The 26,986-nt window shown below is 57.5% G+C and carries 23 protein-coding genes; 7 read left to right on the top strand and 16 right to left on the bottom strand.

All coding sequences use genetic code 11. The features are described 5' to 3' along the window. Nucleotides 1-14: 14 nt before the first annotated feature. Nucleotides 15-3,851, bottom strand: coding sequence for a translation initiation factor IF-2 N-terminal domain-containing protein (locus tag WMP97_RS02425; RefSeq protein WP_340439707.1), 3,837 nt, complete (start codon nt 3,849-3,851; stop codon nt 15-17). A gap of 202 nt (nt 3,852-4,053) precedes the next feature. On the opposite strand from WMP97_RS02425, the gene WMP97_RS02420 reads away from it, so the two are divergent. Then, nucleotides 4,054-4,821 carry a hypothetical protein gene (locus WMP97_RS02420; protein ID WP_340439706.1) on the top strand — a complete coding sequence of 256 codons (768 nt, stop codon included), beginning with the start codon at nt 4,054-4,056 and terminating at the stop codon, nt 4,819-4,821. Here WMP97_RS02420 and arsB read toward each other — a convergent pair. Then, nucleotides 4,818-5,882 carry an ACR3 family arsenite efflux transporter gene (gene arsB / locus WMP97_RS02415; RefSeq protein WP_239207916.1) on the bottom strand — a complete coding sequence of 355 codons (1,065 nt, stop codon included), beginning with the start codon at nt 5,880-5,882 and terminating at the stop codon, nt 4,818-4,820. The two genes, WMP97_RS02420 and arsB, sit on opposite strands and share 4 nt — an antisense overlap. Before the next feature lie 109 nt (nt 5,883-5,991). On the opposite strand from arsB, the gene WMP97_RS02410 reads away from it, so the two are divergent. Beyond that, on the top strand, nt 5,992-6,342 hold the full coding sequence (locus WMP97_RS02410; protein ID WP_239207917.1) for an ArsR/SmtB family transcription factor: 351 nt from the start codon (nt 5,992-5,994) through the stop codon (nt 6,340-6,342). 13 nt (nt 6,343-6,355) lie between these two features. Here the strand turns inward: WMP97_RS02410 and WMP97_RS02405 are convergent, their stop codons facing one another. From WMP97_RS02405 to WMP97_RS02375, 7 genes are all read right to left on the bottom strand, one after another. Next, on the bottom strand, nt 6,356-7,660 hold the full coding sequence (locus WMP97_RS02405; protein WP_340439705.1) for an exonuclease domain-containing protein: 1,305 nt from the start codon (nt 7,658-7,660) through the stop codon (nt 6,356-6,358). A gap of 161 nt (nt 7,661-7,821) precedes the next feature. Then, complete coding sequence (ndk, locus tag WMP97_RS02400) at nt 7,822-8,232, bottom strand: nucleoside-diphosphate kinase (RefSeq protein WP_005324068.1); 411 nt, start codon at nt 8,230-8,232, stop codon at nt 7,822-7,824. Nucleotides 8,233-8,310: 78 nt separating this feature from the next. After that, entirely contained in the window at nt 8,311-8,622 is a 312-nt protein-coding gene (locus WMP97_RS02395; RefSeq protein WP_023020931.1) for a hypothetical protein, read from the bottom strand. Nucleotides 8,623-8,677: 55 nt separating this feature from the next. After that, entirely contained in the window at nt 8,678-9,190 is a 513-nt protein-coding gene (locus WMP97_RS02390) for a DUF4233 domain-containing protein (RefSeq protein WP_023020930.1), read from the bottom strand. Continuing rightward, nucleotides 9,187-10,722 carry a bifunctional tetrahydrofolate synthase/dihydrofolate synthase gene (gene folC, locus WMP97_RS02385; RefSeq protein ID WP_239205001.1) on the bottom strand — a complete coding sequence of 512 codons (1,536 nt, stop codon included), beginning with the start codon at nt 10,720-10,722 and terminating at the stop codon, nt 9,187-9,189. The genes WMP97_RS02390 and folC overlap by 4 nt, the downstream gene beginning before the upstream one ends. Beyond that, nucleotides 10,722-13,442: a valine--tRNA ligase gene (locus WMP97_RS02380; RefSeq protein ID WP_301732138.1), complete on the bottom strand. Its 2,721-nt coding sequence runs from the start codon at nt 13,440-13,442 to the stop codon at nt 10,722-10,724. Before WMP97_RS02380 ends, folC begins: the two co-directional genes overlap by 1 nt. Nucleotides 13,443-13,522: 80 nt before the next feature. After that, nucleotides 13,523-14,473, bottom strand: a complete 951-nt coding sequence (locus tag WMP97_RS02375; protein ID WP_239207920.1) for a malate dehydrogenase — start codon at nt 14,471-14,473, stop codon at nt 13,523-13,525. A 369-nt stretch (nt 14,474-14,842) separates the two neighbouring features. On the opposite strand from WMP97_RS02375, the gene WMP97_RS02370 reads away from it, so the two are divergent. Then, nucleotides 14,843-15,607, top strand: a complete 765-nt coding sequence (locus tag WMP97_RS02370) for a TetR/AcrR family transcriptional regulator (protein ID WP_340439704.1) — start codon at nt 14,843-14,845, stop codon at nt 15,605-15,607. Between the two features lie 16 nt (nt 15,608-15,623). Here WMP97_RS02370 and clpX read toward each other — a convergent pair whose 3' ends face one another. Beyond that, nucleotides 15,624-16,919 (bottom strand): ATP-dependent Clp protease ATP-binding subunit ClpX, encoded by a 1,296-nt coding sequence (gene clpX, locus WMP97_RS02365; RefSeq protein ID WP_023020925.1) that lies wholly within the window; start codon nt 16,917-16,919, stop codon nt 15,624-15,626. A 226-nt stretch (nt 16,920-17,145) separates the two neighbouring features. On the opposite strand from clpX, the gene fabG reads away from it, so the two are divergent. Beyond that, nucleotides 17,146-17,913, top strand: a complete 768-nt coding sequence (fabG, locus tag WMP97_RS02360; protein WP_340439703.1) for a 3-oxoacyl-ACP reductase FabG — start codon at nt 17,146-17,148, stop codon at nt 17,911-17,913. 98 nt (nt 17,914-18,011) lie between these two features. Here fabG and WMP97_RS02355 read toward each other — a convergent pair whose 3' ends face one another. The 6 genes from WMP97_RS02355 to WMP97_RS02330 all read right to left on the bottom strand — a co-directional run bounded on the left by WMP97_RS02355 (nt 18,012) and on the right by WMP97_RS02330 (nt 23,333). Then, nucleotides 18,012-18,266 carry a hypothetical protein gene (locus WMP97_RS02355; protein WP_023020923.1) on the bottom strand — a complete coding sequence of 85 codons (255 nt, stop codon included), beginning with the start codon at nt 18,264-18,266 and terminating at the stop codon, nt 18,012-18,014. A gap of 170 nt (nt 18,267-18,436) precedes the next feature. Next, nucleotides 18,437-18,727 carry a hypothetical protein gene (locus tag WMP97_RS02350; protein WP_340439702.1) on the bottom strand — a complete coding sequence of 97 codons (291 nt, stop codon included), beginning with the start codon at nt 18,725-18,727 and terminating at the stop codon, nt 18,437-18,439. A gap of 3 nt (nt 18,728-18,730) precedes the next feature. Beyond that, on the bottom strand, nt 18,731-20,029 hold the full coding sequence (locus WMP97_RS02345) for an inorganic phosphate transporter (RefSeq protein ID WP_340439701.1): 1,299 nt from the start codon (nt 20,027-20,029) through the stop codon (nt 18,731-18,733). Nucleotides 20,030-20,349: 320 nt separating this feature from the next. Further along, the gene (locus WMP97_RS02340) at nt 20,350-21,852 is read right to left on the bottom strand and encodes a peptide MFS transporter (RefSeq protein WP_239207922.1); all 1,503 of its coding nucleotides are present in this window, start codon (nt 21,850-21,852) and stop codon (nt 20,350-20,352) included. Nucleotides 21,853-22,089: 237 nt separating this feature from the next. Then, entirely contained in the window at nt 22,090-22,713 is a 624-nt protein-coding gene (locus tag WMP97_RS02335) for an ATP-dependent Clp protease proteolytic subunit (protein ID WP_005324052.1), read from the bottom strand. Between the two features lie 20 nt (nt 22,714-22,733). Further along, nucleotides 22,734-23,333, bottom strand: coding sequence for an ATP-dependent Clp protease proteolytic subunit (locus tag WMP97_RS02330; RefSeq protein ID WP_005324051.1), 600 nt, complete (start codon nt 23,331-23,333; stop codon nt 22,734-22,736). Between the two features lie 138 nt (nt 23,334-23,471). Between WMP97_RS02330 and WMP97_RS02325 the strand changes: the two genes are divergently transcribed. The 3 genes from WMP97_RS02325 (at nt 23,472) to nrdE (ending at nt 26,981) form a co-directional block, all read left to right on the top strand. Continuing rightward, nucleotides 23,472-24,152 carry a metal-dependent transcriptional regulator gene (locus tag WMP97_RS02325; protein ID WP_005324050.1) on the top strand — a complete coding sequence of 227 codons (681 nt, stop codon included), beginning with the start codon at nt 23,472-23,474 and terminating at the stop codon, nt 24,150-24,152. Nucleotides 24,153-24,267: 115 nt separating this feature from the next. Then, nucleotides 24,268-24,735 (top strand): class Ib ribonucleoside-diphosphate reductase assembly flavoprotein NrdI, encoded by a 468-nt coding sequence (gene nrdI / locus WMP97_RS02320; protein WP_005324049.1) that lies wholly within the window; start codon nt 24,268-24,270, stop codon nt 24,733-24,735. A 50-nt stretch (nt 24,736-24,785) separates the two neighbouring features. Beyond that, nucleotides 24,786-26,981 carry a class 1b ribonucleoside-diphosphate reductase subunit alpha gene (gene nrdE / locus WMP97_RS02315; protein WP_005324048.1) on the top strand — a complete coding sequence of 732 codons (2,196 nt, stop codon included), beginning with the start codon at nt 24,786-24,788 and terminating at the stop codon, nt 26,979-26,981. Nucleotides 26,982-26,986: the final 5 nt, after the last annotated feature.

Below are 26,986 nucleotides of genomic sequence, written 5' to 3'. Positions count from 1 at the left end.
CGCGTGGCGTAGCCCTAAGACTTGCTTCGCCGTGCTACGCGGCGCCGCCCGCGCCCAGATTTAGCTGAGGCTTTTTCTGGGTGGACTCCGTTCGCCGCAGGCTGCTTCTGCTCGTCGTTATCCTGTGCTTTTGGGGCCCTCGCTCTTGCCGACGTCCTCTTCTTGCGCACCGCCCTCTTCTTGCCACGGCGCAAGACCTTGGAATCGCTCGAGCCCGCCCGGTTCCCAGAACCGGTGCGCTCCGGCGAGCCTTCCTGTCGCGTAGAACGGCCCGACTCGGCCTTCGTTGCCTTCGGGTTCTCTGCTACGGCTTTCTTAGGGGAAGCCTGACGCACGGCACGGCGACGCCCGCGGCCCTTGCCACCGGTGCGCCCCGCACGTGTGGTGCCAACGGCCTTTTCATGACGCTGCTCGGCCGAGCCGCCCGCCTGCTCGTGCTCCTGCGTCTTCTCCTTTACCTCGTGTGGCAGGCGCGAGGAAACACGGCTTTGGGCTTGTTGAGTGCGCACCGTGCGACGGCGACCACGCCGGCGGCCCTTTCGCTCCCCGCGCGAGTCCTTCTGCCCCTGTTGTGCTGCGGCCTCGCTTGCGTTACCGCCATCGGATGCGGGTACCGCGTGATCGGCCTTGGGTACGGCAGACTCCTGTTCACCGGCAACTGCGAATTCCTGCGGCTGTGGACGCCTATCAGAACGCGAATTGCCGCGTGTGCGGCGCTTGCGGCGCGGGGAAGCTTCAAACTCAGCTACGGCTTCCTCATAGGTCTTGCCTGCTGCAGACTCCGGGGCTTTCTGCTCGCTGCCTGCGCCAGCGCGTGTGGCCTTAGCGCGGCGCGTCGCCCGGCGCGGCTTCTTGCCACGTTTGGGGCCCGCCCCAGCATCTGGGTGGGCCTTAGCGATGGCACCCGAGTCCGCGTCCGTATCCGCATCGGGGACGTAGGAATTAAATTCCTGTACCTCGTCGCTTTCCGCAGCATTATCCGCCGCAGCGTATGCGATGGCCTCGATATCGGATACTTCAGTCTGGGTGTGCTTGCGAGCCCGACGGCGGCCACGGCCGCGTCCGCGCTCCTTAGCGCTGTCTCGGTCTCCGCTGTGCGTGTTCTGATCAGCGTGCGGCTCGTCCGCACCGCGCTCATCCACAACGACGTTAGCTACGAGATCCTCCAGCGACGTCTTTGCGGATTCCCGTGCGGCGTCTTCGCTCTCGGTGCCGTAGACCGGCGCCTGCGTTTTCTTAAAGCGCTTGGGCTTGGAATCGCTTTCAGGGGCGTCATCAAGCTCGTGCTTATGCATCGCCACCGCAGCCGGGTGCTGCTGCGGATCATGAGTCTGCTTTTTGTGCGACTTGGACTTGTGCCCAGAGTGCTTCGCGCGCGAATCGTCCTCAGCCTCGTCCACTGGGTACTGGTGAATGATGATCCCGCGGCCATGGCAGCACTCGCACTCGGTAGAGAAGGTCTCCACCAGCCCGGTGCCAAGGCGCTTACGGGTCATTTGCACCAAGCCCAGAGAGGTAACCTCAGAAACCTGGTGGCGGGTGCGGTCGCGGCCCAAGGCCTCCTTCAAGCGGCGCAGGACCAAGTCCTGGTTTTCTGGCAAGACCATATCAATAAAGTCCACCACAATCATGCCGCCCAAATCACGCAGGCGCATCTGGCGCACGATTTCTTCGGCCGCTTCGAGGTTATTGCGGGTTACCGTTTCTTCTAGGTTGCCGCCAGAACCGGTGAACTTGCCGGTATTTACGTCGATGACGGTCATGGCTTCGGTGCGGTCAATCACCAGCGTGCCGCCGGATGGCAGCCATACCTTGCGCGAGAGGGCCTTATGCAGCTGCTCGTCAATGCGGTGGACCTCAAAGGCATCCTGCCCGCCGTGGTCCTTAGCGCGGAAGCGCACCACGCGATCCGCAAGGTCAGGCGCCATGGAATCGACGTAGGCGCGGACGGTATTGAACGAACGCTTGCCATCGACGACGAGCTCGGTGAAGTCCTCGTTGAAGAGATCGCGCACCACTTTGATGAGCATGTTCGGCTCTTCGTACATGGTCACCGGCTTAGCGCCCTTGGAAGACTTTTCCTTCTTGGCGTGGGCGATGATGTCCTCCCACCGGCTGTGCAGGCGATTGACGTCGGTAGCGATCGCCTCTTCCGAGACATTTTCGGCAGCGGTGCGGATAATCGCTCCCCCATCGCCCGGCACCACGCGGCCCAGGATATCCTTCAAGCGCTTGCGCTCCGGGGCGGGCAACTTGCGGGAAATGCCCGCGCTGCGGCCGCCTGGCACATAGACCAGGTAGCGGCCGGCAAGGGAAATCTGGGTGGTCAGACGCGCGCCCTTATGACCAATTGGATCCTTGGCCACCTGAACCAATACCTGATCGCCGGACTTCAGGGCGTTTTCTACCTTGCGGGCGCGCCCATGCAGCTTGGTCTTGCGCCAATCGATTTCACCGGCGTAGAGCACGCCATTTCGGCCCTGTCCGATATCTACGAAGGCCGCCTCCATCGACGGCAGGACGTTTTGGACGCGTCCTAGGTAAATATTGCCAATCAGCGAAGCCTGGGACTCGGTGGTAACGAAGTGCTCGACCAGCAGGTCATCTTCTAGCACGCCCACCTGCGTGATGATTCCGGCACCATCCTCGCGCTCCTTATCGCGCACCACCATGGTGCGCTCCACGGCTTCGCGGCGGGCAAGAAACTCTGCCTGGGAAACAATGTGCTGGCGGGTGCGGCCCTTTGCGCGCAGTTCCGCGCGGCGGCGCTTTTGGGCCTCAATGCGCGTGGAGCCACGGATGGCCTTCGGCTCGTCAATGTATTCGGGCTCGGTAGCCTGATCCTCACGGTTCGAGCTAGCGCCGCGTCCGCGGGAGGCGCCGCGGCGACCTCGACGGCGAGCCTCGGATTTACCAGAACTACGGCCGGAGTCCGGCTGCTCACTCACTTCCTCGGCAGCATCGTCGCTTTCGGAGTCATCGCCGGAGAAATCTTCCTCCGCAGCGTCTGCAACTAGTGCGAAGGCCGCTGCATCATCTTGCTGTGGGGCCATGAAGATCGGCGCAAAGTCATAGTGCCCGGATTCTTCCTCAGATTCAGCGCGCGGGACAATGTGCGGGGCGTAGTAGTCATCCTCGAAATCCTCGCCGGCCTCCGCAAGCGCTTCGTGCAGCTTCGCCGCATCAACTGTGCCGGTATCGAGTGCACTCGCCGGCGCTTCTTCCACCTCATCCGCGGATTCCGCCGCTGCGGCGTCTTCGGCAGCTGAGCCGGTATCGGCTGCGGCCTTGGCGAGTGACGCTTCTACCTTGTCTTCGATTTGGGAGATCTCATTATCCACGTTCTTGCGCACGCGGTGGCGTAGGCGTTCTTCGTCTTCTGTGGGCTGCTCCCCCGCTGCGTCGGTCTCGGCCGACTCTTCGGACACCGGGGCTGCGGATTTGCGAGTGGCCTTGCGTGCGCGCTTGGCGCGCTTCTTCGCCGGCTTCTTCTCGGGCTGCTTGCCTGAATTATCTTCCTGCGGTACAGCAGCATTGTCTGCGGACTCCGTGTCCGGTGCGGCGGTGGAGGCTTCGCTGGTATCGTCAGAGGAGGCATCGCCAAGCGCCGCGGCTTTAGCCACAGCATCGAGCACTTGGCCTGCTTCCTCACGGGTAAGGGAGCTTTGCGCGCTCTTTTTTAGCCCCATCTCTTTCAGCTGCGCCACCAGATCGCGCGAGGCAAGCCCCAGCTGCTTGGCAAGGGCATAAACGCGGACCTTGTCTTTGAGCTGGCCACGATCCAAGTTCTGGGCCAAAGACGCCGCCGCCTTGAGGTTTTCAGTTGTTTCTTGAGAGTTCTGTGCCACCATGTTCGGGCTTACTCCTGTACATCGTCTGTTTCAGGCGCTACCTCGGGCGCAGGCACAGCCATGGACTGTACCGCCGCCGCGCGAGGCATTCTGCGCGCTATAAAAGTTTGTGGGTATTAAGTTATTACGCGTCTCGTACGCGCTAATTACCATTGTGTCACAGAAACGCAGCCAGGCTGGCAGGCGGTGTTATGTTGACAGGGTGGCAGAACTAGCACGAATCCCCGCCCGCGAGCTGGCGCAGTATCGGCAGCGCAATGAAATTCCCGCACGCTCGGCGCTTTACTTCGGCGTACCGGCCGGCTTTGCCATTGGATTCGCCAACACCGGCGTGGATTATATGCTGGTAGGAGCCGGTATTTTTGCCATCTGTGCGGTGCTGGGGTTAGTGCACCTCATCCGCAACTACCCACGCGGCATCAACGCCGCGCGGGAGGAGTATCGCGAGGGCGACTATCCCACCATTGCCTATATCGCCCCGCTTATCCCCATCGCCGCGCCGCTGGCCATGGCTCCACTAAGTGCAGCCGGGCTAGTGCCGGAGGTAGAACTTGCCCCGCCCATTGCCGGTGTCCTGTCAGGGGCGTGGTGGGCGTGCGGCTTGCCTTTGGGGCTGTGGGCAATGTTTTCTCAATCCTTTCGGATTGGCCGGCGGCGCATCAATAGGATCCTGGAAAAAGATCCGCTCGAAGGAGTAACCGAGGCTCGCCTAGAGCTTGCCGACGCCCACGTGGACACCCTCACCGCCCTCATAGCCGCCGGCGCGGTGCAGGGAAATACGGTCTCCGCTAAGGCCCTGTCCACATTCATGCAGGTCGATCTCGACCTAGTATGCGAGAACCTTGATGAATTGGCACAGGCGGGCCTAGTGAAACTTGACCGCATCGCCCTGCGCTCTGCGCCCAAGGACTGGAAAAACACCGTCACACCGACCGGGGTTCGTTGCCTCTACCAATTGGGCAAGCGTTAACGCGGCAAGCTTTCGTCTCCTGGAAATAGCTTCGGCCCTATCCAGAGCATGACGTACACGAGTCCCACGAGCACGGGAATCTCAATGAGAGGTCCGATGGTGCCGGCGAGCGCCTGTGCAGACGCCGCTCCAAAAGTGCCAATGGAAACCGCGATGGCTAGTTCGAAATTATTACCAGCTGCGGTAAACGCAACGGAAGCGGATTGCGCGTAGTTCATTCCCACGACCTTTGCCACACCCAAAGCTAGGAAAAACATTCCAACGAAGTAAATGACCAACGGAATCGCAACCTTGATCACCGCCGTGGGCTGCGCTACCAACTGTTCTCCCTGGAGGGAGAATAGCAACACAATGGTATATAGCAAGCCGATCATCGCCAAGGGAGATACTGCCGGAAGGAAGCGGTTTTCAAACCATTCGCGGCCTTTGGCTTTCTCACCCCAGACCCGTGAGAGGACACCAAGCAGCAGTGGCACTCCCAAAAATACGAGAACCGCCGTGACGATGGACCAGAAAGAAAAATCAGCAGAGGTGGTATCCAGGCCTAGCCAACCAGGAAGAACCTGCAGGTAAAACCAGCCCATAACGCCAAACATAGCTACTTGGAAAACGGAATTAATAGCCACGAGAACAGCGGTGGCCTCGCGGTCGGCGCAGGAGAGATCGGACCACACCAGGACCATTGCGATACAGCGGGCTAACCCAACAATAATCAGGCCGGTTCGCAGCTCGGGCTGGTCGGCAAGAAATATCCACGCCAGGGTGAACATCAATGCAGGCCCCACCAGCCAGTTCAACACAATCGATACCACCATCAACCGGCCATCGGCAGCAATGTCTCGGGTCTTTTCGTAGCGGACCTTAGCCAGGGGCGGATACATCATGACTAGCAGACCCAGTGCAATCGGAAGAGAAATACCGCCTACCTCTAGGGCAGATAGTGCTTCTCCAATACCTGGCAGGAAGTGGCCGATCAATAGCCCCACAGCCATGGCCATGATGATCCAGACGGGCAGGAATCTATCGAGAAATGACAATTTTGGGCTTTGCGGAATGGCCATAGCTCTCCTTGCGCGACGAGGAATTCACATTTCAAGGCAGTACTTTAATCACCCATATTGATACTCGTCAATACAACGGAGTAGGAAGCAGCCTCCTTATACTGTGTGCATGGACTCCTCCCCTAGCAATGCTGATAACACCCCCGACGGGCAGTGCTGCTCCCTGAGCAGTGGCCCGCTCAGCCAGAGCGATTCCTTGCGCTTTTCCCAGCAATTTAAAGTACTTGCTGACCCAGCCCGGCTTCGCCTGCTGTCCATATTGTGTGATGAGGGCTGCGGCCCGATGAGTGTTACGCAGTTGACCGAGCTCTCCGGGCTTAGCCAACCGACGGTATCTCATCACCTCGGCAAGTTGAGGGAATCCGGCCTTTTAATCAAGCGGCAATCGGGCCGTACCGTTACCCATCGAGTGCAAAAGGAAGCCTTCAGCACGCTGCGCCAATTGCTTTCCTTCGATTAGGAGAGCTCCAGTCCTAGTCTGCGAAGTGAATGACCTCACGGGCGACGTCTTCCGCAACGATGGGAATGCCATACTGCTTCGCTTTCTTGGCTTTGCCCGATTGCGAGTCCGGGTCACCGGCGATGAGCACCTTGGTCTTTTTGGCTAGGCCGCCAATCTCCACGCCGTGCGCGGCAAAATACTCTTCCCATTCTGCAGTCGAGTAGGCCTTAGCTCCGGTAATGGTTACTCGCTCGCCAGCGCTCACCACAATGCCGCCCATGCTGGCGAGTCCGCCAATACTGCCGGCCTTTTCAGAACCTTGCGGCGCCTCTTCACTAGGGGCACCATGCCGACCTTCTGCCTGTGGAGCGGTGTCGGGGTCTACGGCAGCCTCGATATCAGAAGCCGGGATCCCCAAGGCGCGGCCGACAGAAGCCAGGATGTCGCGTTCCTCAGCCGTGACAACACCATCAGCCCAGGCTTCTTCAATCAGCAGCGTGATATAGGCTTCATGCAGCTCGCGCAGACCATGTTCATCGAGCCCATGTGCTTGAGCAAAGGCCAGCAATTGGGTTTGCTCGGTGGCGGAGAGGTGGCGGTCGAGCAAGGCGGCATCGAGAAGCTTGAAATAGTCTTCCGCAGCCGTATTCGATGGCGTCTCACGTTGTGCGACGAGCCCGGCGAACCAGCCGCCGTACTGTGCCGCTTGCTTGGCGGATTCCGCAGCTGCGCGGCTGAGAAGTGCCGGCTCCACCCAACCCGGGTGGGGTGCCAGGCTGCGATACAGCTGTTGCTCAGCCAAGCGCTCACTCATATAGTTCTCTTGGGCTGCCGGGGTATTGGCCAGGAAATGCTGGAATAGTTGCGCCGTGGCCATCGCATCCGCCAATGCGGAGTGTGCCAACTCATTATGAATTCCCAGATGGGCGCAGCAATCCCCCAGCTTCACCTTGGGAAGACCAAGATACCTGCGTGCCAATACGGCCGTATCGATCGCCGGCAACGCCTCTTCAGAACAGGCGCGACAAGCCAGCAGCTCGGACTGAATAAAGGTCCGATCGAATCCCGCATTGTGAGCAACGAATATGCGGTCTTCGAGAGAATTAGCCAGCTTGTCCGCTACTTGCGCAAAGGTGGGCGCGCCTAGAACATCAGAGGCGGAAATGCCATGAATTTCCGTGGCCGCGATATGGCGTTGCGGGTTAATGAGCGTTTCCCAGGAATCCTGCACTGCTCCTTCCGGCGATAGCTCCACGACGCCAATTTCAACGATGCGGTGCCCGTGCTTATAGGAAAATCCGGTGGTCTCAATGTCTACGACCGCGTAGCCGCGCATATGCGCCTCCCTACGTCTTGTTGAAAATAGTTCTTAGCCGCACCAGTGTAGGCGTGTTGTGCTCCTGCTCGCTGCCCATATAACGAGGGACCAGGTGACGCTATGAATAAAGCCCGAGCCGGTGGCTCGGGCTTAAGTGCGTACGAAACGCTATAAAGGCTTTAAAGGTTCGGGAACCAGATAGCGATTTCGCGCTCTGCGGACTCTGGGGAGTCAGAGCCGTGCACGATGTTCTCGCCAACGGTCAGAGCGAAGTCGCCGCGGATGGTGCCCGGGGTGGCCTTGGAAACTGGGTCGGTGCCACCGGCCAGCTGACGCCATGCCTCGATGGCACGCTCGCCCTCGACAACACCAGCGATAAGCGGTGCGGAGGTGATGAACTCGACGAGGTCACCGAAGAATGGCTTATCCTTGTGCTCCTCGTAGTGCTTCTCCGCGGTCTCGCGGTCAGCAACGCGCAGATCGAGTTCGGCCAGCTTCAGGCCCTTGCGCTCGATTCGGGAGATGATTTCGCCTACGTGGCCGTTCTTTACGCCGTCCGGCTTGATGAGAATCAGTGTACGTTCAGTCATGCCCCACACTGTACCGAAACCGCACGCATGCGTCGCGCGCTGGGGTATTCCTTTGGGGTAAAAGTGTGGGGTCCAGGGCTATGCGAGTTGTTTAACTATCTCTTCGGCGCGCCCCTGCGAAGTCCCCCTGAACCACAGGCGTACCTGGCCTACTGCGGCGCCAAACTGTCCATTAGCCAACAGGCGTTGCAGCTCCGCTCGCTGTTCCTTATCCAAATCCTCGAAGGTGGCTTCTTTGGCCGGTTCGAAGTTGCTCCGCAGGGCCAAAACCAGAAAAACGCCGCCAATAATGAGGGCGACTAGCGGTAGCCACGGCGTTCCCGTAGCGGCGCGGGCTACCACCGCGGCAACACAAGCGAGTGCGGCAAGGACGAGATAGAGAGTGCGCATGGCCGCCAGTCTATCGCGTCTTGGCCACTCGCCGAAGGCCGTCAAGGCTACCGTGCTATTTCTCGTTGAGGTGCTGCGTGGTGAGGTAGCCACGCTTCATGCGGGCGATGAGGTTACTGCGCAGGTAAACGGCCAGGAGCCACTCCAAGCCGAAGATGATGAAGATGGCGGCTACGGCCCAGTGGACCATAAAGCCCAAGATGACGCACAGCAGCTGCACCCACACGATGACGGTTAGCGCCCACTTCTTATTCATGAACGCGATCATCACTAGGTGAAAGACAATGGCGGCAAGGACAAAGCAATAGTTAAAAGGCGTCCACAGGGTGCCGTCATACAGCTTGTACAGCATCGGCAGTGCGAAGGATAGGGCGAGCGCCTCCATGGTCAGGGAGCTGGCAATGACCATCCCGTTGAAGCTTTTAAGTGGGTCCTTGACTGGGGCTTGGCCCATGCCTAGGGGTCCGATCTCGCTTTCAGGGATATGTTCCTCGCGGCCGCGGGCACGGCTGCTGCGGGGCGGGCGGGGTTGGCGCTCTCCGCCTGGGTGGTGATTGTCGCGGCTCATGCAGGTTCCTTTCCAAACATCGCGCGGGCGTCACCGGCAGTGACGACCGAGCCGGTGATGATAATGCCGGAGCCGGATTGCACCTCCGCGTCTTCAGCAAGTTCAACGGCTTGGGCATAAGCGCCGGGAAGATCCTCGGCAACGTGGACGCGTTCCTCGCCGTAAATATCGCGAGCAGTCTCGGCCAATTCATAAGCGTCGAGAGCCCGCGGCGAGGAGTTTTGGGTAATGACTACCTCGGTCAGATACGGCTCCAACGCGGTGAGAATGCCAGTTGCGTCCTTATCCGCAAAGATGGACAACACACCGATGAGGCGGGCGAAGTCGAAATCGCGGTCCAACGCTGCGCCTAAAGCCTTGGCACCGTGGGGGTTATGCGCGGCATCAATAAACGTCGTGGGGGAGGTACGTACGCGCTCGAGGCGGCCGGGCGAAATCGCCTGGGCGAAGCCATTGCGCACGGTAGCAACGTCCAATGGGTGGCCGGCCGAAGCCCCAAAGAAGGCCTCCACCGCTGCAAGGGCCACGGCAGCATTCTTGGCTTGGTGCTCGCCATGGAGGGGAAGGAAAATGTCCTCATACAGGCCGCCGAGGCCTTGGATATTCACCTGCTGGCCGCCAACGGCAATGCGGGATTCGAGGGCCGCAAATTCGGAACCGGAGCGGGCCACGCCCGCCTCGACATCGACGGCCTGCTGCAAGATGACGCGCATGGCTTCTGGGTCCTGCTCCGCGATAACCACAATATTTTCATTCGGGGTCAACGGATCATCGGCATCCTCGCGCGGCTTAATAATGCCAGCTTTTTCACCTGCGATTTCGGTGATCGTATCGCCCAAATAATCCGTATGGTCCATGCCCACTGGGGTGATGACGGAGACGTCTGCAGTGACCACATTGGTGGCGTCCCAACGTCCGCCGAGTCCGACTTCGACGACAGCGACATCTACGGGGGCGTCGGCAAACGCAGCATAGGACAGGCCGACAAGGACCTCGAACTTAGACATAGGCACGTCCGATTGGGCATCGACCATTTCCACAAACGGCTTGATCTCGTGCCAAATACGCACATAATCGCGCGGGTGAATGGGCTGGCCATCGATGCCGATGCGCTCAGTAACGCGCTGCAGGTGTGGGCTAGTTACCAAGCCCACTCGGCGGTGGAAGGCACGCAGGAGCGAATCAACCATGCGTGCGGTAGAGGACTTACCATTGGTGCCAGCGATGTGGATGACATCAAAAGAACGCTCCGGGTGACCGAGCAGATCCATAAGCAGCTCGATGCGATCGAGGGAAGGCTCAATCTTGGTTTCGGGCCACCGCTCATTGAGTTCTTCTTCAACCTCCGCGAGGGCGCGTAGCTCCGCGGCGGAAACCTCCTGTGGGGCGGCCTCGTTGTACTCATCCTCGCCGCCCATGCCCAGATTGAGCGTCAGGCCGGACTCGGTGATTTCCACCGGACCGCCGTCGGTTCCTTCTTTGAGGGCATCGACGATCTCAAAATCCTCTGTGCCCTTGTCCTTTTCCGCCACTACTTCAGGCCTTCCAAACGGCTGGTAATGCGTTCAACCTCTTCGCGAGCGATCTGCTGGCGCTGCTTAATTTTATTAACCACTTCTTCCGGCGCCTTGGACAGGAAGTTCTCATTGCCAAGCTTCTTGCCGGTTTGCTCCAATTCCTTATTGGCTTTGGCCAAGTCCTTCTCTAAGCGCTTGCGCTCAGCCTCCACGTCTACAGCGCCGTGGGTATCTAGGGTGACCTCCACGGTGGCCTGGGAAAGGCGTACCTCAATGGAGGCGGAAGGATCGAAGTCTTCGGCTGGAGCGGTGGTATTAGCCAGGTTGCGCACCAGCTCTTCCTGGTTCGACAAGTCAGCAGCGGCAAAGTCGAGGCGGCCCGGGACCTTCTGAGAAGGCTTGACACCCTGGTCAGAGCGGAAGCGGCGCAGCTCGGTAATGAGCTTATCCGCGTCTGCAATGCGACGGGCGGCCACCTCATCCTTGGTAGCGCCACCATTGGTATCGGCAACGGTGGGCCACGGTGCCACGACGATAGACTCGCCGCCGGTCAAAGCCTTCCAAAGCACCTCGGTCACGAAAGGCATGGTTGGGTGCAGCAGGCGCAGGACAACGTCTAGGACGCGTCCCAGGACAATCTGGGTATTGCGGCCCTGTTCACTGACACCATCCCGCGGGATCTGGGTCTTTGCAATCTCCAGGTACCAGTCACACAGCTCGTCCCAAGTGAAGTGGTAGAGCAGCTCGTTTGCTTTAGCGAACTGGTAATCATCCAGGTATGCATCCACCTTGGCGCGGACCTCTTCGGCGCGGTCGAGGATCCACCGGTCGGCGTCGCTAAGCTCGTCGCGGTTGGGCAACGTTGCTACGCCGGCGCCATTCATGAGGGCAAACTTGGTGGCGTTGAAAAGCTTGGTGGCGAAGTTACGGGCGGCCGCTGCAGCATCAGAGCCCAAAGGCAGGTCCACACCCGGGTTGGCACCGCGAGCAAGGGTAAAGCGCAGGGCGTCTGCGCCGTAGTCACGCACCCAATCCATCGGGTCAATGCCGTTGCCCAAAGACTTAGACATCTTGCGGCCCTGCTCATCGCGAACCAAGCCGTGCAGGTAAAGATCCTTAAATGGAACCTGCGGTCGACCATCGGTGCCCTCCCCCAAAAGCTCTGGGGTATGAGCGCCAGCGAAAGTACCGAACATCATCATGCGGGCTACCCAGAAGAACAAAATGTCATAGGCGGTGACCAGCACGTTGGTAGGATAGAACTTCTCCAGATCCGGGGTCTTTTCCGGCCAGCCGAGGGTGGAAAATGGCCACAGCGCGGAGGAGAACCACGTATCCAGCACATCAGGATCCTGCTCGTAGCCTGCTGGGGGCTCTTCATCGGGGCCGACGCAGACGATGTCTCGCTGGCCATCTTCGCCTTCCGGCCCGTACCAAATAGGAATGCGGTGACCCCACCACAGCTGCCGAGAGATGCACCAATCGTGCATATCATCGACCCACTCAAAGTAGCGCGGCTCCAGCGACTGCGGATGTAAGGTGGTATCTCCCTCGCGCACAGCAGCACCAGAGTCCTTGGCCATCTTTGATACGTCTACGAACCACTGCAGGGACAGGCGCGGCTCGATGGGTTCCCCAGAGCGCTCGGAGTGTCCCACGGAGTGAACATAAGGACGGATTTCCTTGACAATACGGCCCTGCTCACGCAGCGCCTCGCGGATTTCCACACGGGCTTCTTCGCGGGTCAGGCCGTCGAAGCGGGTGCCAGTATTGGCAATGTGGCCAGTGGTATCCATGACGGTAGGCATGTCCAAGTTGTGGCGGGTGCCCATCGCGTAGTCATTCGGGTCGTGTGCCGGGGTGATCTTCACCGCACCGGTACCAAACTCCATGTCTACGTAGTCATCGGCGATGATCTTGAGCGTCAGGTCATCGCGGAACGGGTGCGGCAGCTCCTTGCCCACCAAGTCGGCGTAGCGCTCATCGTCTGGGTGGACGGCAATGGCAACGTCACCCAGCATCGTCTCCACGCGGGTGGTGGCCACGATAAGGTGCGGTTCATCGTCATTGAGCGAGCCATAGCGGATAGACACCAGCTCGCCCTCGACGTCCTTGTACACCACCTCGATATCGGACACTGCGGTCTCTAGCACCGGCGACCAATTGACCAGACGGTTAGCCTGGTAAATCATGCCCTCATCATAAAGGTTCTTAAAAATGGTCTGCACAGCGCGCGAGAGACCATCGTCCAAGGTGAAACGCTCGCGAGACCAATCTACGGAGTCACCAATGGCACGCATCTGGTTCTGGATGGTGCCACCGTACTGTTCTTTCCACTCCCAGACCTTGTCAATGAACTCTTCGCGCTCGTAGTCCCAGCGCTTCTTGCCCTCGGTCTCCTTGAGCTTGGCCTCGACCTTGGTCTGGGTAGCAATGCCGGCGTGATCGGCACCCGGCAGCCACAGGGTGGCATAGCCCTGCATACGCTTGCGGCGGATAATGGAATCAATCAGCGTGTGGTCCAAAGCGTGGCCCATATGCAGCTGACCGGTCACATTCGGCGGCGGCAGCACGATGGAATAAGGCTCGGCCTCCGAATGTGCATCCGGGGTGAAGTAGCCCTTTTCTACCCAGCCCTCATAGAGGTCCTTTTCTACGGCCTGCGGCTCCCAAGACTTAGGCAGCGCATCAGCGCGGTTGGTACCAACTAATTGCTCATTATTTTGCTCAGTCACCTGGCCGATTCTACCTTGCACGTCAACCGGCTCATCTAGGCAGGGTGCACACCGAGTATGTGGTGCGCACCTAGTGGGTTTTAGAGCAGGTCTGCTACGGCTTCGCGCTCCTCACGCAGCTCGGCCACAGATGCTGCAATGCGCTCCTTTTGGAACTCGCTAAGCTCCAGTCCTTGCACGATTTCCCACTTTCCATCACGGCAGATGGTGGGGAATCCACAGATAAGGCCCTTGTCGACGCCGTAGGAACCATCCGAGGGCACCGCCGCGGTGCGCCAATCCTCGGTGCCATGAATCCAGTCATGCATGTGGTCCACGGCTGCCGACGCTGCCGATGCGGCCGAGGAGCTGCCACGCACCTCAATAATCTCGGCACCGCGTTTCGCTACCTTGGGGATCATCTCTTCGCGGTACCAATCCTGGTCCACCTCGGCATTGGAAAAGGTGATGTCCGGGAACTGGCTTGCGGAGTGATTGCCCCAGACTGCCACCTTGGTGAAATCATTGGTGGACTTGCTGCTTTTCAGCGCTAGCTGGCTCAAGGTGCGGTTGTGGTCCAAGCGCATCAGAGCATTGAACTGAGAATCGTCCACATCCGGGGCATTTTTCGCAGCGATGAGAGCATTGGTATTTGCTGGGTTGCCCACCACAAGCACGCGGACATCGCGCGCGGCATAGTCATTGATGGCCTTGCCTTGCTTGGTGAAGATGGCACCATTGGCTTCCAGCAGATCCGCACGCTCCATACCCTTGCTGCGCGGGCGCGCGCCTACGAGGAAGGCAGCAGAGGTGTTTTCAAAGGCCTCCTTTAGGTCATCAGTTACCGTAATCGAGTTGACCAACGGCAGGGCGGAGTCATTGAGCTCCATGGCCACGCCCTGGGCCTTGCCCACCGCGGCGGGGATTTCCAGCAGCGCCAGATCTACCGGGGTGTCCTTGCCATAAACATCGCCGGCAGCGATGCGCCACAGCAGCGAATAAGCGATATTGCCAGCGGCACCGGTGACAGTGATTTTGACGGGCTGAGTCATGGTTAAAAGCCTCCTCAATGGCTGCGTCAAGGGCGGCACACGCGAGCCAGGCTGCTCGCACCGCCACGGAATGTACCCATCCCCGAGCTTAGCCCCACCGCCGCCTCTCGCGCTGTGAATCTGGCCCCCTCTTTTGGAGGGGATATTCGCTGAGGTTGCGCTAAATTACCCCCATTTACCTCCAAATTAACGCCCCCAATGGGTAAGAAGCTCCCGCAACGGGTGTCTAATCGGGCATGATGGGAAAAGGAAAAGCGGGGCTCTCCCCCACGCCACGCACACAGATTGCATGGGGCCTATCTACTCCCGCACTATTAGATATCAGTTGACCGCGCCACCGCTGCGCCGCAAGGATTAAGGACTTACGCCATGAGCACTGAGAATACTGATGCACTGCCGGATGCAGGCCAGGCGGATTCTCCTCACGCTGCCCACGCGGAATCCGTCAGCATTGACTCCGTGGTGGACGTAGCGATCAAGCACTTTTCCCGCAGTGGTTTCGCAGAAACCAAGCTGGAGACCATCGCCCAAGAATCGGGCATGTCCAAGCGCATGATTCACTACCACTTTGGCGATAAAAAGGGCTTGTACCTACGTGCACTCAGCACGGCCGCGCAGCGCCTTAATCCGCCGCAGGACGCTCTGGAAATCGATACCGCGGTTCCGGTCGAGGGCGTGCGCAAGTTGGTGGATTGGCTCTTCCGCGAACGCGTGGCCAACCCGGATGCTATTCGCATGCTGGTATGGGAGAGCAATCAGCAGATTGTGGATCCAGCTCAGCAAGCTATTGCCGACGTCGCCGGAGTCGCCCTCCACCTCGACCGCCTGCTGCTCTTGGGCCAAGACGCCGGTGCTTTCCGCCCAGGTATTTCCGCCAATGACATTTTCACCCTGATTTCCTCGTTGACCGTCTACCGCGTAACCAACCAGGTGATGGTGGAAAACATGCTGGGCGTGAACTTCAATACCCAAGAAAATATCGATGGTATGCATAGGCTTACCGTCGATGCTGTGCTGGCGTTTTTGACCGCCAATATTCCGGACTCGGGCCACGAGTCCTACCTCACCTCATCCTCGTTCGATACGAAAGAGGGAGACGAGGCCTCACCACAGGATATCTACAGCGAGGAGTAGTCGCGCCGGCAGGCGCTTAGGCAGATTCCTTCGCCTCGTCCTTATAGCTAAACTGCGGCTCCGCGCCCTCTGTCACGCACTCTGGGGTGATATGTACCGCGGCGATATCCTCGCGGTCCGGCAGATCATACATAACTGGCACCAGCAGCTCTTCCATGATGGCGCGCAGGCCACGTGCACCTGTCTTACGCTCCAAGGCAAGCTCTGCGATGGCATCCAACGCCGCCGGCTCGAATTCCAATTCGCAGTCATCCATCTCAAATAGGCGACTGTACTGCTTGACCAAGGAGTTCTTTGGCTCGGTAAGCACTTTGACCAAGGATTCACGGTCCAAGTTATCCACCGTGGCCACGACGGGCAGGCGCCCGATGAATTCTGGAATCAGGCCAAACTTCACAAGGTCCTCAGGGCGTACCTGGGAAAAGAGGTCGACCTTTTCGCGCTCATCCTTGGTATCCAAGTTGGCGCCAAAGCCCACGCCCTTTTTGCCCACTCGATCCGCAATAACCTGGTCGAGCCCAGCGAATGCGCCGGCAACGATGAACAAGATATTCGAGGTGTCTAGCTGGATGAACTCCTGATTCGGGTGCTTGCGCCCACCCTGCGGTGGAATGGCCGCCACGGTACCTTCCAGGATCTTCAGCAAGGCCTGCTGAACACCCTCACCGGAGACATCGCGGGTGATGGACGGATTCTCGGACTTGCGGGAAATCTTGTCCACTTCGTCGACGTAAATGATGCCGCGCTGGGCACGCTCCACATCAAAGTCTGCGGCTTGCAGCAGCTTTAACAGGATATTTTCCACGTCTTCACCCACGTAGCCGGCCTCGGTGAGGCTAGTGGCATCGGCGATGGCAAAGGGGACGTCGAGAAGCCGGGCCAAGGTCTGTGCCAAGTAGGTCTTTCCGGAACCAGTAGGTCCCAACATCAAGATATTGGACTTAGAGATCTCCACCTCATCGCCCTCGGCCTTTTTGCGCCGTGCTTCCAACGCGGCAGACTCTTCCGCCTTGATGCGCTTGTAGTGGTTGTAGACCGCCACAGATAGCACGCGCTTGGCTTTGTCTTGGCCAATGACGTATTTATCCAGGAAGGCAGAAATCTGCGAGGGCCGAGGCAGGCGCACCTCCGCGTCGGAGGATTCCTGCGCCTGTTCTTGGCCCAGTTCCTCTTCGATGATTTCATTGCATAGCTCGATGCACTCGTCACAGATGTAGACACCGCCGCCGGCGATGAGTTTTTTCACCTGTTTCTGACTCTTGCCACAAAAGGAGCACTTGAGCAGGTCAGCGCTTTCTTGCATACGTGCCATTAAGTTCTTTCACACTCGCTTTTCGTACCGCTATCCACAAATGGAAGGATGATTCTACCCTTCCGAGCGGCTTAATCTTCATCTATTTCTACCTTAGTAAATCAACCCGACAGGCCCTTCATTCATTCCCTTCCGCGTGGCGAATTTCCCCGACTTTCCTTGCTCCTGCGACCTAAGCTAAAAGGTGAAACGACCTTCATTCCGCCCCGTTAGGAACAGGAGAATTATGTTCGATCTCACAGACCACGTAGCCATTGTCACCGGCGGTGCTTCCGGCATTGGCCGCGGCATTGCCGCTTCACTTAGCGAGGCCGGCGCCTCTGTCATCATTGCTGATGTCAACCTTGAGCACGCCACCGCTACCACAAAAGAGCTAGGTGCCAGTGCGATTCATGTGGATGTCACCGACCGTACTTCCGTACAGGAAATGTACCGTCACGTTGTTGCCACGCATGGCGGGTTCGACATCGTCTGTTCCAATGCCGGCGTATTTCCCAATTGCCCATTAGCAGAAATGACCGATGAGCAGTGGGAGGCCATGTTTGCCATCAATACCCACGGCACCTTTAAGGTGATCCAGGAAGCACTCCCCTACCTCCAGGAACGCCGCTATGGACGCATCGTAATTACCACGTCCATCACCGGCTCGCACACGGGCTTTCCTGGCTGGGCCCACTACGGCGCCTCCAAATCCGCCCAACAAGGATTTATGCGCTCAGCTGCGCTCGAAGTCGCTCGCGATGGCATCACCATCAACAGTGTTCTTCCCGGCAATATCCTCACTGAGGGCCTCAAGGCCCAAGGCCAAGAGTATCTCGATCAGATGACGCGATCGGTGCCACTGCATCGTCTCGGCACTCCACGCGATATCGGCAATGCGGCGGCTTTCCTTGCCTCAGAAGAGGCAGGCTTTATTACCGGCCAGACCCTAATTATTGATGGCGGCCAACTCCTGCCCGAAACCCCGGAGGCCATCTTGCCGCCGCGCGATTAGCCGCGCTTACCGAAGTCCAACGAGTCCGGCAAAGCACGAGGCCCCTTGCTGCACAGTATGCGGCAAGGGGCCTCGTGGGGATTTCATTCAGTAGCTGCTTACTGCAGCCAGTCGAAGTCGAGCAGGAAGAGTTCTGCGTCGAGCATCTCAACTTCATCCGGTGCATGACCGGTGACGGCTTCTAGCGCTTCTGCTACGTCTTTAGTCGTAGCAGGAGTCTTATCAGCGTCAAGCAGGGTTTCTGCCACCAAAGCACGGACCGGAGCTTCCGAAATGGTGTCCAGGCCGGTACCAGTGGTGGAGCCCTTGAACGCATCAGCGATGCCGTCCATCAAAGAACGCATCTTGTTCATTTCTCACACCTCCATGTGGCTTTCTCTCTGTCTGATACAGAAGAATATACGTGACACAGCCCCGTTAGGCAACCCATAGGTCGATTAAAGTTAACCTTTTGTTAACTTTCGGAGAATGTGCCACGCATCACTTGGAAGGTTGACTTCCCCCTCAGGAAGGGAGAGATAACTTAGAGGTCGCCGAACGGCGCGAAGCCGAAGTAATGGTCCAGCGTATCGCGAGCAATCCACATGATGGCCACGAGGATAACTACGGCTAGCACTGCGTAAACGGTCCAACCAAGCACCTTCATCTGAGTGCTTGCCGGAGTATCCCCTACGACAACACCGTTGCCATCACGAATGGGGTCACCGGTCATACAACGCATACCCAGGGAGAAAAGGAGCGGAATGCCAGCGCCAAATACCAATGCCAGGCCGGCAACATGGAGAAGAGACTGGAAGATTTCTGCAGCAGTCATGGTTTAGCGCTCCTCTTGAGCAGTAGACGGCGCGGAGGTGTCCTCCGCCTGGGTTGCAGCAACTGGGGCGGCGCCGGCAGCAACCGGCTCCTGACGGCTGGACTCAGCTCCCATGGAGGAATCCACGGACTCGGAGTTTGGATCCCAATCGTTGTTCACGTTGGAGGCATCCACTGGGTTCATGCGGGAGCGAATGACGATAAGTCCGGCCATGGCCAGCAGCAAGACAAAGTCAACGATGGCGCCAGTTGCCACGTTAGTAAAGGAGGAGACACCGTGTGCCAACCACCACGTAGCAAAGCCAACAAACGCAGCGCAGGGCAGGGTGATAAGCCATGCGGAAACCATACGCATCGCAACACCCCAGCGAACCTCGGCACCGCGACGGCCCAGGCCGGTACCCAAGATGGAACCGGTGGACACGTGAGTGGTGGACAGCGCCATACCACCGGTAGCGGAGGTCAAAATGATTGCCGCGGAGGTAGCTTCAGCGGCCATACCTTGCGGGGACTCAATCTCCACCAGTCCCTTACCCAGAGTGCGGATAACTCGCCAGCCACCGGACATGGTGCCGGCTGCGATTGCTACGGCACAGCAGACGATGACCCAGGTGGGGATGCGGGAGTCAGCAACCGCATGCCCGGAGGCAACCAGCGCTAGGAAGATAACGCCCATGGTCTTCTGCGCATCGCCAGCACCGTGTGCCAGCGACACCAAGCAAGCGGTGACAATCTGGCCATGGCGGAAGTGCTCATTCTTAGCCTTATTCGGAATGGTGTTGGTAACCCAGTAGACAAGGAAAGTGGCACACGCGGAAACTAGCGCCGCAATAATCGGCGAGGCAACGGCCGGGATAACGATCTTGCCAGCGATAGAGGACCACTCAACGCCGGACGTACCCATCGCCGCGAAAGCAGCGCCGATAAGGCCACCGAACAGCGCGTGGGAGGAACTCGACGGCATACCCAGCAACCAAGTGAAAAGATTCCAAATAATGCCGCCGATAAGACCGGTAAAAACCACCATCAGCAGTGCTTGGCTGTCAGTGTCTGCTGCGGCGCCGGACAAATCATATGAATCGAGGTTAACAATGCCTTTCGCTACGGTCGCAGCAACATTGACCGAAAGGAAGGCACCAACCAGGTTAAGGACTGCGGAGATTGCCACCGCAGTAAATGGCTTCAAAGCACCGGTGGCAATGGACGTAGCCATCGCGTTGGCAGTGTCATGAAATCCGTTCGTAAAGTCAAAGGCAAGGGCGGTAACCACCACAATGCCGAGGATGATCAGAGTCGCTGTCACAGCGTTGGCCCCTTGGAAAGAAAAAGATGAACACGGTACGTATCTACGGCGCCTTCACGCGTCGCGGACGAAATGCAGAATACTCCAGCCCCGAACCATAGACAATTGCTTTTCTTTAACGTTTTCTTTGGTTAACCTTTAGTTAACCTACCGCAGCATAGAACCGTGCCTTTTGGGGTTTGCACCGGCTTAGAAATGCCCTGCTTAGAATACTTATATTCTTTTACCCCCACCGCTTAGCTTGAGTGATAAAAACCACTAAGGGAGGTATGTCGCATTTGAATCGACACACCTCCCATTTCGGGCTCTTTTAACACCCTTTAGCGGAAGCTAGAAAACTTCCTTACTACCCAGCGGCTAAGGACAAGCAATATACCGCCCAACACGATAGATACAACGCCAAGGGAGATAAAGAAGGTATTCTCCGCGCCTGCATCATCTGGGTTGTAGAAGCTAGCCAAAGAGCCAGCCAGGGACGTGCCCATTGCCACGGCCATCATCCATACCGCCATCATGCGGGATGGGAATGCCTCTGGCGCCACCTTGGTAGCTAGAGAATTGCCCACCGGCGAAAGGAGGAGTTCCGCCATGGTGAAAAGGAAGAGAATGAAAATGATGACATACATCGGGGTGGAGTTCGCTTCCGCCCCCGAGAAAGGAAGGAAGAAAAACAAGGAGATGCCGATGACGATATTGGCAGCGCCAAACTTTACTGGGGTGGACCACTGCCTATCCCCTAGCTTTGTCCACATCGTTGCAAAGACCGCGGAGAAAATAACAATGAAGACTGGATTAATGGACTGGACGAGTGATGGAGGAATTTCCCAACCAAATACGTGGCGGTCCAAGCGCACATCCGAGTAAATCGTCATAACGGTGAACTGCTGCTGGAAGATACCAAAGAACAAAACACCGGAAATGAACATCGGAATAAAGCCCAGCAGGCGGTTCTTTTCTTCGCGGGTTACCAACTTCGAGGTATACATCTGAACCCACAGATAAACTGCAGCCAGAAGTGCCACCGCGGTAACAATATTGGAAAGCCAATCAACCTGAATAGCGCCGGTTGCCAGTGCCACAACCATAACCACAATGATGGCCGCTACTGCCAACACACCCATAAGCAATTGCTTGAAGCTCGCTGGGTTTGGAACCTCATGCCCCGCGTCTTTGATAGTGGTCTTGCGCATGAGCGAATATTGAATCAGGCCGAGCGCCATGCCGATTGCTGCGATACCAAAGCCCCAGTGGAAACCCTGCCAGCCCCACAGGGCAGTGGTGAGCAGTGGACCAACGAGAGCGCCGATATTAACGCCCATATAGAAGATGGAGAAGCCACCATCGCGGCGCGGATCATCGCGACTGTACATGGCACCAAGCACAACCTGCGCGGTGGTCTTAACACCGCCGGAGCCGATGGCGATAAGAACGAGGCCAATGGCCAAACCAGTTATTGCGGGAATAAACGCCAAAGCAATGTGGCCAAGCATCACCATGCTAGCCGAGTAAAACAGTGTGCGTTCTGCGCCTAAGACACGGTCAGCAACAAGAGAAGCCAACAAGCAGGCCATGTAGACCAAGCCGCCGTAGGCACCCACGATAGACGTCGCGTCCGCTCGGTCCAGGCCAAGGCCACCATCGGTAGTGGCGTAATACATGTACAGCAAGACAAGGGCTTGCATGCCATAGAAGCTAAAGCGCTCCCACATTTCCACGCCGAAGAGGTTGGCCAATCCCCAAGGGTGCCCAAAGAATGTGCGTTCGCCGCTCTGCGGCGTGGGCGCAGCGGCCTGAGCTGCCGCGTCGGATGTGTGTTTCTCCATAAAAAATATATGACCACTTAGAGGTCTAAATCACAAATCGACCATTATAGGTTTAGTGTCGCACGATAGAAATTCACCTAACGACCTGCAGATATTGCGCAGAGAGACTTACCCCATTCGGGTGCAGCAAGAATTACCGGGCATTGCCCCTTCCCTGCCCCACAATGCTGAAAGCCCCTGCCTCACAACCGGAACTCGGTTGAGCGGCAGGGGCTACCTAGAATGAGTTATTCCAAATTAAGCGTTGAGCTTGCGGTAATCAAAGACCGTATCGATGATGCCGTATTCAACGGCTTCCTGAGCGGTCAGAATCTTATCGCGATCCGTATCAATGCGGATCTGCTCAGCGGTACGACCGGTGTGCTCAGACAGGGTGGTTTCCATCAGCTTGCGCATGCGCTCAATCTCGGCGGCCTGGATCTCTAGATCAGAAACCTGACCCTGAGTACCCTGAGTTGCCGGCTGGTGAATGAGCACGCGGGAGTTCGGCAAAGCTGCACGCTTGCCCGGCGCACCGGCGGCAAGCAGCACAGCTGCCGCCGAAGCGGCCTGGCCCAAGCACACGGTCTGCACGTCCGGGCGGACGTAGCGCATGGTGTCATAGATGGCCATCAGCGCGGTAAAGGAGCCGCCCGGGGAGTTGATGTACATCGTGATATCGCGGTCTGGGTCCTGGGACTCCAGGACCAGCAGCTGCGCCATGATGTCGTTAGCGGAGGTGTCATCGACCTGGGTGCCCAGGAAGATGATGCGCTCCTCAAACAGCTTGGAGTACGGGTTGGTTTCCTTAGTGCCCTGTGCGGACTGCTCAATGAAGGACGGCAGAACGTAGCGGGAACTTGGCATCTGGGACTGATTCATAGTGATTTTCTCCTTATTCCCTAGTTGCTCAGCGGGCCGTTAACGGACTCAATGACGTGGTCAACAATGCCGTAGTCCTTGGCCTGTTGGGCGGTCATCCAACGGTCACGGTCGGAGTCCTTGGTGATCTGCTCAAAGGTCTGGCCGGTGTGCTCGGCAATGAGCTCCGCCATCTCCCGCTTGGTCTGAGCAAATTGCTCAGCCTGGATGGCGATGTCCGCAGCGGTACCACCGACACCAGCGGAAGGCTGGTGCATCATAATGCGCGCGTGCGGCAGAGCGTAGCGCTTGCCCTTGGTGCCGCCGGAAAGCAGGAACTGACCCATGGAGGCAGCCAGGCCCATGCCGTACGTGGCAATATCGCACGGCGAGTACTTCATGGTGTCATAAATAGCCATGCCCGCAGTGACAGAGCCACCCGGGGAGTTGATGTAGAGCGAAATGTCGCGAGTGGGGTCCTCGGCGGACAGCAGGAGGATCTGGGCGCACAGCTTGTTCGCAATCTCATCATCGACCTGGGTTCCCAGGAAGATAATGCGCTCGCGCAACAGGCGCTCGTACACGCTATCGCTCAGATTCATACCCGTAGACGACGAGTTCATTGAAATCTTCTCAGACATTAGTGGTTCTCCTTCAAGTGAAGAATGCTTTAACTGGCCCCACCTTACCGGCATTCCTCTCAAACTTGGCCTCTGTTCGCTATGAGCGTTGGGCCACAGCGCCAAAGGCGCACACGGAAGCTGGATTAACATTTACTCATGTCTGTTTCCGAGCTGTCCACCAGTACCCAGAACTATTTGAAAGCTATCTGGGGGCTAAAGGAATGGTCATCCGAGCCCGTTACCGCCACGCTTATAGCGAAACAGCTGGGACTCAAGCTCTCCTCGGTTTCCGATGCAGTGCGCAAAATGGCGAAGCAAGGGCTCGTGTCACACACGCCCTATGGCTCTGTGGAGTTAACCGAACTTGGCAGGCAGTACGCATTGGTCATGGTGCGCCGTCACCGATTGCTTGAGTCTTTTTTGGTTCAAGCATTGGGCTACACCTGGGACGAAGTCCATAATGAAGCCGAAAATCTCGAACACGCGGTGTCTGACATGCTCATAGAACGTGTGGATAAGTTCCTTGATTACCCCACTAGGGATCCGCACGGCGATCCTATCCCTACGGTTGATGGACAGATCACCATCCCCAGTGCGCATCGCCTCACCGACAGCGGTGCACAATCGCAGGTGACCGTGGAACGCATTTCTGATTCCGACCCACAACTGCTGAAGTTCCTTGAAGAGCGCGGCATTGTCACTGGGGCTGTTCTTAGCACGCGCGAGGGAGCGCCCTTTTCAGATTCTCTCGAAATACAGGTGGCCGGCGGCACTCAGTGGGTAGTACTTGGACGCCCAGCTACCGACGCAGTGTTTGTAGCACACCACAACCTTTAGACATTCCCCTTTGCATTAATCCTGCTCTCACCTGCCCTTTTCAAAACTACGTTAGACCGTAGTTGCAACTACGGCATTGCGTAGTTAGTCTTTTCGAATATCACCTACCCCACTTATGGCTAAGGCCAGGATGAGCAGGATTGCCATGTCAGACTCACCAGATTTGGTGTACTTTTCCAGCGTTTCAGAGAACACGAAAAGATTCGTCGAACGCTTAGATAGACCCGCGGTGCGCATTCCACTGCGCCCCAAGAAAACCGGGATGATCCAGGTTTCACACCCGTACGTACTCATCGTTCCCACCTACGGCGGCGGCTCGCTCAAACGCGCAGTCCCCAAACAGGTCATCGACTTCCTCAATGACCCAATCAACCGCTCCTTTATCCGGGGCGTTATTACCTCAGGGAATACCAACTTCGGAAGTGCTTACTGCGTCGCCGGACGCATCATTTCCGCCAAGTGCCACGTACCGGAGCTGTATCACTTCGAGCTTCTCGGCACCCAGAAGGACATCGCCGCCGTAAAGCAGGGCCTTCAGAAGTTTTGGGAGCAGCAAAAGCAGCTAACGATGACACCCCATTAATCCCCCACAAGATGAAGAACACATCCGCATCACACAGATTGGAAAACACAATGTGGCCTCTTGATGCCACCCCCACACAGACTATTGGCGCTACGCCCCGCACCGCTTCAGCAGACAATGCCGGCGGTGTCGGCAAGCGCAAGAGCTACCACGCACTCAACGCGCAGCTGAACTTGTTCGACGCTTCTGGAAAAATCCAGTTTGACAAGGATATTCAGGCAGCACAAGACTATGTCACGCACCATGTCGCTCCCCGCATGCATCAGTTCGATTCCACCAAGCAACGCTTGGAATGGTTGGTTGATAACGAGTACTACGAGCGGGATTTCCTTGAGCTTTATGATGACGCCTTTCTGTGCGCCATGTACGACAGAGCACATCGAGTTAAGCATCAGTTCCGCACCTTCCTCGGCGCATTTAAGTTCTTCACTTCATATGCACTGAAAACCTTTGATGGCTCCCGATTCCTAGAAGGCTACGAAGAACGCGTCGCCACCACAGCTTTATACCTTGCACAGGGCGACGAAGAGCTCGCAGAAAAGCTGGTGGATGACATCATGACCGGACGCTTCCAGCCCGCCACCCCTACTTTTCTCAACGCAGGCAAAGCCCAGCGCGGCGAAATGGTCTCCTGCTTCCTCTTGCGAATCGAAGACAATTTGGAGAGCATTGGCCGCTGCGTGAACTCTGCACTGCAACTATCAAAGCGCGGTGGTGGAGTGGCCCTGTTGCTGAGCAATCTGCGCGAATCCGGAGCCCCGATCAAAAAGATTGAGAACCAGGCTTCCGGCGTAGTCCCAGTCATGAAGATTCTCGAAGATAGCTTCAGCTATGCCAACCAATTGGGCTCCCGGCAGGGCGCTGGAGCCGTCTACCTGCATGCGCACCATCCAGATATTCTTCGCTTCCTGGATACCAAGCGGGAAAATGCCGATGAGAAAGTCCGTATCAAGACTCTTTCGCTGGGGGTTGTTATTCCAGATATAACCTTCCGTCTGGCCAAAGAGAACAAGGATATGCATCTTTTTAGCCCGTATGACATCGCTCGCGAGTACGGCGTAGCCATGTCTGACATGTCCATCACCGAGTACTACGACGAGCTGGTTGCCAATCCGCGAATCTCTCACACGACCATTAAGGCCCGCGAGTTTTTCACCACGCTGGCTGAGCTTCAGTTTGAATCCGGATACCCCTACATCCTCTTTGAGGATACGGTCAACCGCGCTAATCCCCTCAAAGGACATATCAATATGTCCAACCTGTGTAGCGAAATCCTCCAGGTCAACACGCCATCGACCTACGGAGCTTCGGGTGACTACACCACCGTTGGCCAGGATATTTCCTGCAATCTAGGTTCGCTCAACATTGCGAAGGCTTTTGAATCGCCGGACTTCGGGGAGACCGTCGAAACCGCAGTGCGTGCCCTCACGAAGGTTTCAGACCTGACGAATATCGAAGCTGTTCCCTCCATCGCTCACGGAAATGCTTCCATGCATGCCATTGGTCTGGGCCAAATGAATCTCCACGGCTTCCTTGCTTCACAGCGTATTCCTTATGGCTGCGCCGAGGCACTGGACTTTACAAATATCTATTTCCTCACGGTGACCTACCATGCGCTCCGCGCATCCCATGCACTCGCGGTTGAAAAAGGTCAACGATTCACAGGCTTCGAAGAATCCACCTATGCCACTGGCGCCTACTTTGACAAATACATCGACCAAGACTGGGCGCCAGCCACTGAACACGTAAAACAGCTCTTCCACGAAGCAGGCGTGCAGATCCCTCAACGCGAGGATTGGCTACGGCTCAAGAATCAAGTGATGCAAGACGGCATCTACAACGCCTACTTGCAGGCAGTTCCACCCACTGGATCAATTTCCTACATCAATGACTCCACCGCGTCCATCCACCCAATTGCCTCCAAAATTGAAATACGCAAGGAAGGCCGCTTGGGGCGCGTGTACTACCCCGCGCCGGAAATGACCAACGACAACCTGGAGTATTTCGATGACTCCTACGCCGTGGGATACGAAAAAATCATCGACACCTACGCCATGGCCACCCAACACGTGGACCAAGGGCTTTCCCTGACCTTGTTCTTTACCGCTGATACCACCACGCGGGACATCAACAAGGCACAAATCTATGCCTGGAAAGCCGGAATCAAGACCCTCTACTACATCCGTTTACGCCAATCCGCGCTCCAAGGAACCGAGGTCGAAGGCTGCGTCTCCTGTGCTTTGTAGGAGCA

Source organism: Corynebacterium sp. KPL4072, assembly GCF_037908395.1.
GTDB lineage: Bacteria > Actinomycetota > Actinomycetes > Mycobacteriales > Mycobacteriaceae > Corynebacterium > Corynebacterium kefirresidentii.
The sequence above is the reverse complement of the archived record's forward strand: the minus strand, read 5'-3'. Positions and strand labels throughout refer to the sequence as shown.

Bases quoted from the DNA above. Each gene is read 5' to 3' on its own strand.
- WMP97_RS02425 (WP_340439707.1), bottom strand. From the start codon at position 3,851: ATGGTGGCACAGAACTCTCAAGAAACAACTGAAAACCTCAAGGCGGCG.
- arsB (WP_239207916.1), bottom strand. From the start codon at position 5,882: ATGGCCATTCCGCAAAGCCCAAAATTGTCATTTCTCGATAGATTCCTG.
- WMP97_RS02410 (WP_239207917.1), top strand. From the start codon at position 5,992: ATGGACTCCTCCCCTAGCAATGCTGATAACACCCCCGACGGGCAGTGC.
- WMP97_RS02405 (WP_340439705.1), bottom strand. From the start codon at position 7,660: ATGCGCGGCTACGCGGTCGTAGACATTGAGACCACCGGATTTTCCTAT.
- ndk (WP_005324068.1), bottom strand. From the start codon at position 8,232: ATGACTGAACGTACACTGATTCTCATCAAGCCGGACGGCGTAAAGAAC.
- WMP97_RS02395 (WP_023020931.1), bottom strand. From the start codon at position 8,622: ATGCGCACTCTCTATCTCGTCCTTGCCGCACTCGCTTGTGTTGCCGCG.
- WMP97_RS02390 (WP_023020930.1), bottom strand. From the start codon at position 9,190: ATGAGCCGCGACAATCACCACCCAGGCGGAGAGCGCCAACCCCGCCCG.
- WMP97_RS02375 (WP_239207920.1), bottom strand. From the start codon at position 14,473: ATGACTCAGCCCGTCAAAATCACTGTCACCGGTGCCGCTGGCAATATC.
- WMP97_RS02370 (WP_340439704.1), top strand. From the start codon at position 14,843: ATGAGCACTGAGAATACTGATGCACTGCCGGATGCAGGCCAGGCGGAT.
- clpX (WP_023020925.1), bottom strand. From the start codon at position 16,919: ATGGCACGTATGCAAGAAAGCGCTGACCTGCTCAAGTGCTCCTTTTGT.
- fabG (WP_340439703.1), top strand. From the start codon at position 17,146: ATGTTCGATCTCACAGACCACGTAGCCATTGTCACCGGCGGTGCTTCC.
- WMP97_RS02355 (WP_023020923.1), bottom strand. From the start codon at position 18,266: ATGAACAAGATGCGTTCTTTGATGGACGGCATCGCTGATGCGTTCAAG.
- WMP97_RS02350 (WP_340439702.1), bottom strand. From the start codon at position 18,727: ATGACTGCTGCAGAAATCTTCCAGTCTCTTCTCCATGTTGCCGGCCTG.
- WMP97_RS02340 (WP_239207922.1), bottom strand. From the start codon at position 21,852: ATGGAGAAACACACATCCGACGCGGCAGCTCAGGCCGCTGCGCCCACG.
- WMP97_RS02335 (WP_005324052.1), bottom strand. From the start codon at position 22,713: ATGAATCAGTCCCAGATGCCAAGTTCCCGCTACGTTCTGCCGTCCTTC.
- WMP97_RS02330 (WP_005324051.1), bottom strand. From the start codon at position 23,333: ATGTCTGAGAAGATTTCAATGAACTCGTCGTCTACGGGTATGAATCTG.
- WMP97_RS02325 (WP_005324050.1), top strand. From the start codon at position 23,472: ATGTCTGTTTCCGAGCTGTCCACCAGTACCCAGAACTATTTGAAAGCT.
- nrdI (WP_005324049.1), top strand. From the start codon at position 24,268: ATGGCTAAGGCCAGGATGAGCAGGATTGCCATGTCAGACTCACCAGAT.
- nrdE (WP_005324048.1), top strand. From the start codon at position 24,786: ATGTGGCCTCTTGATGCCACCCCCACACAGACTATTGGCGCTACGCCC.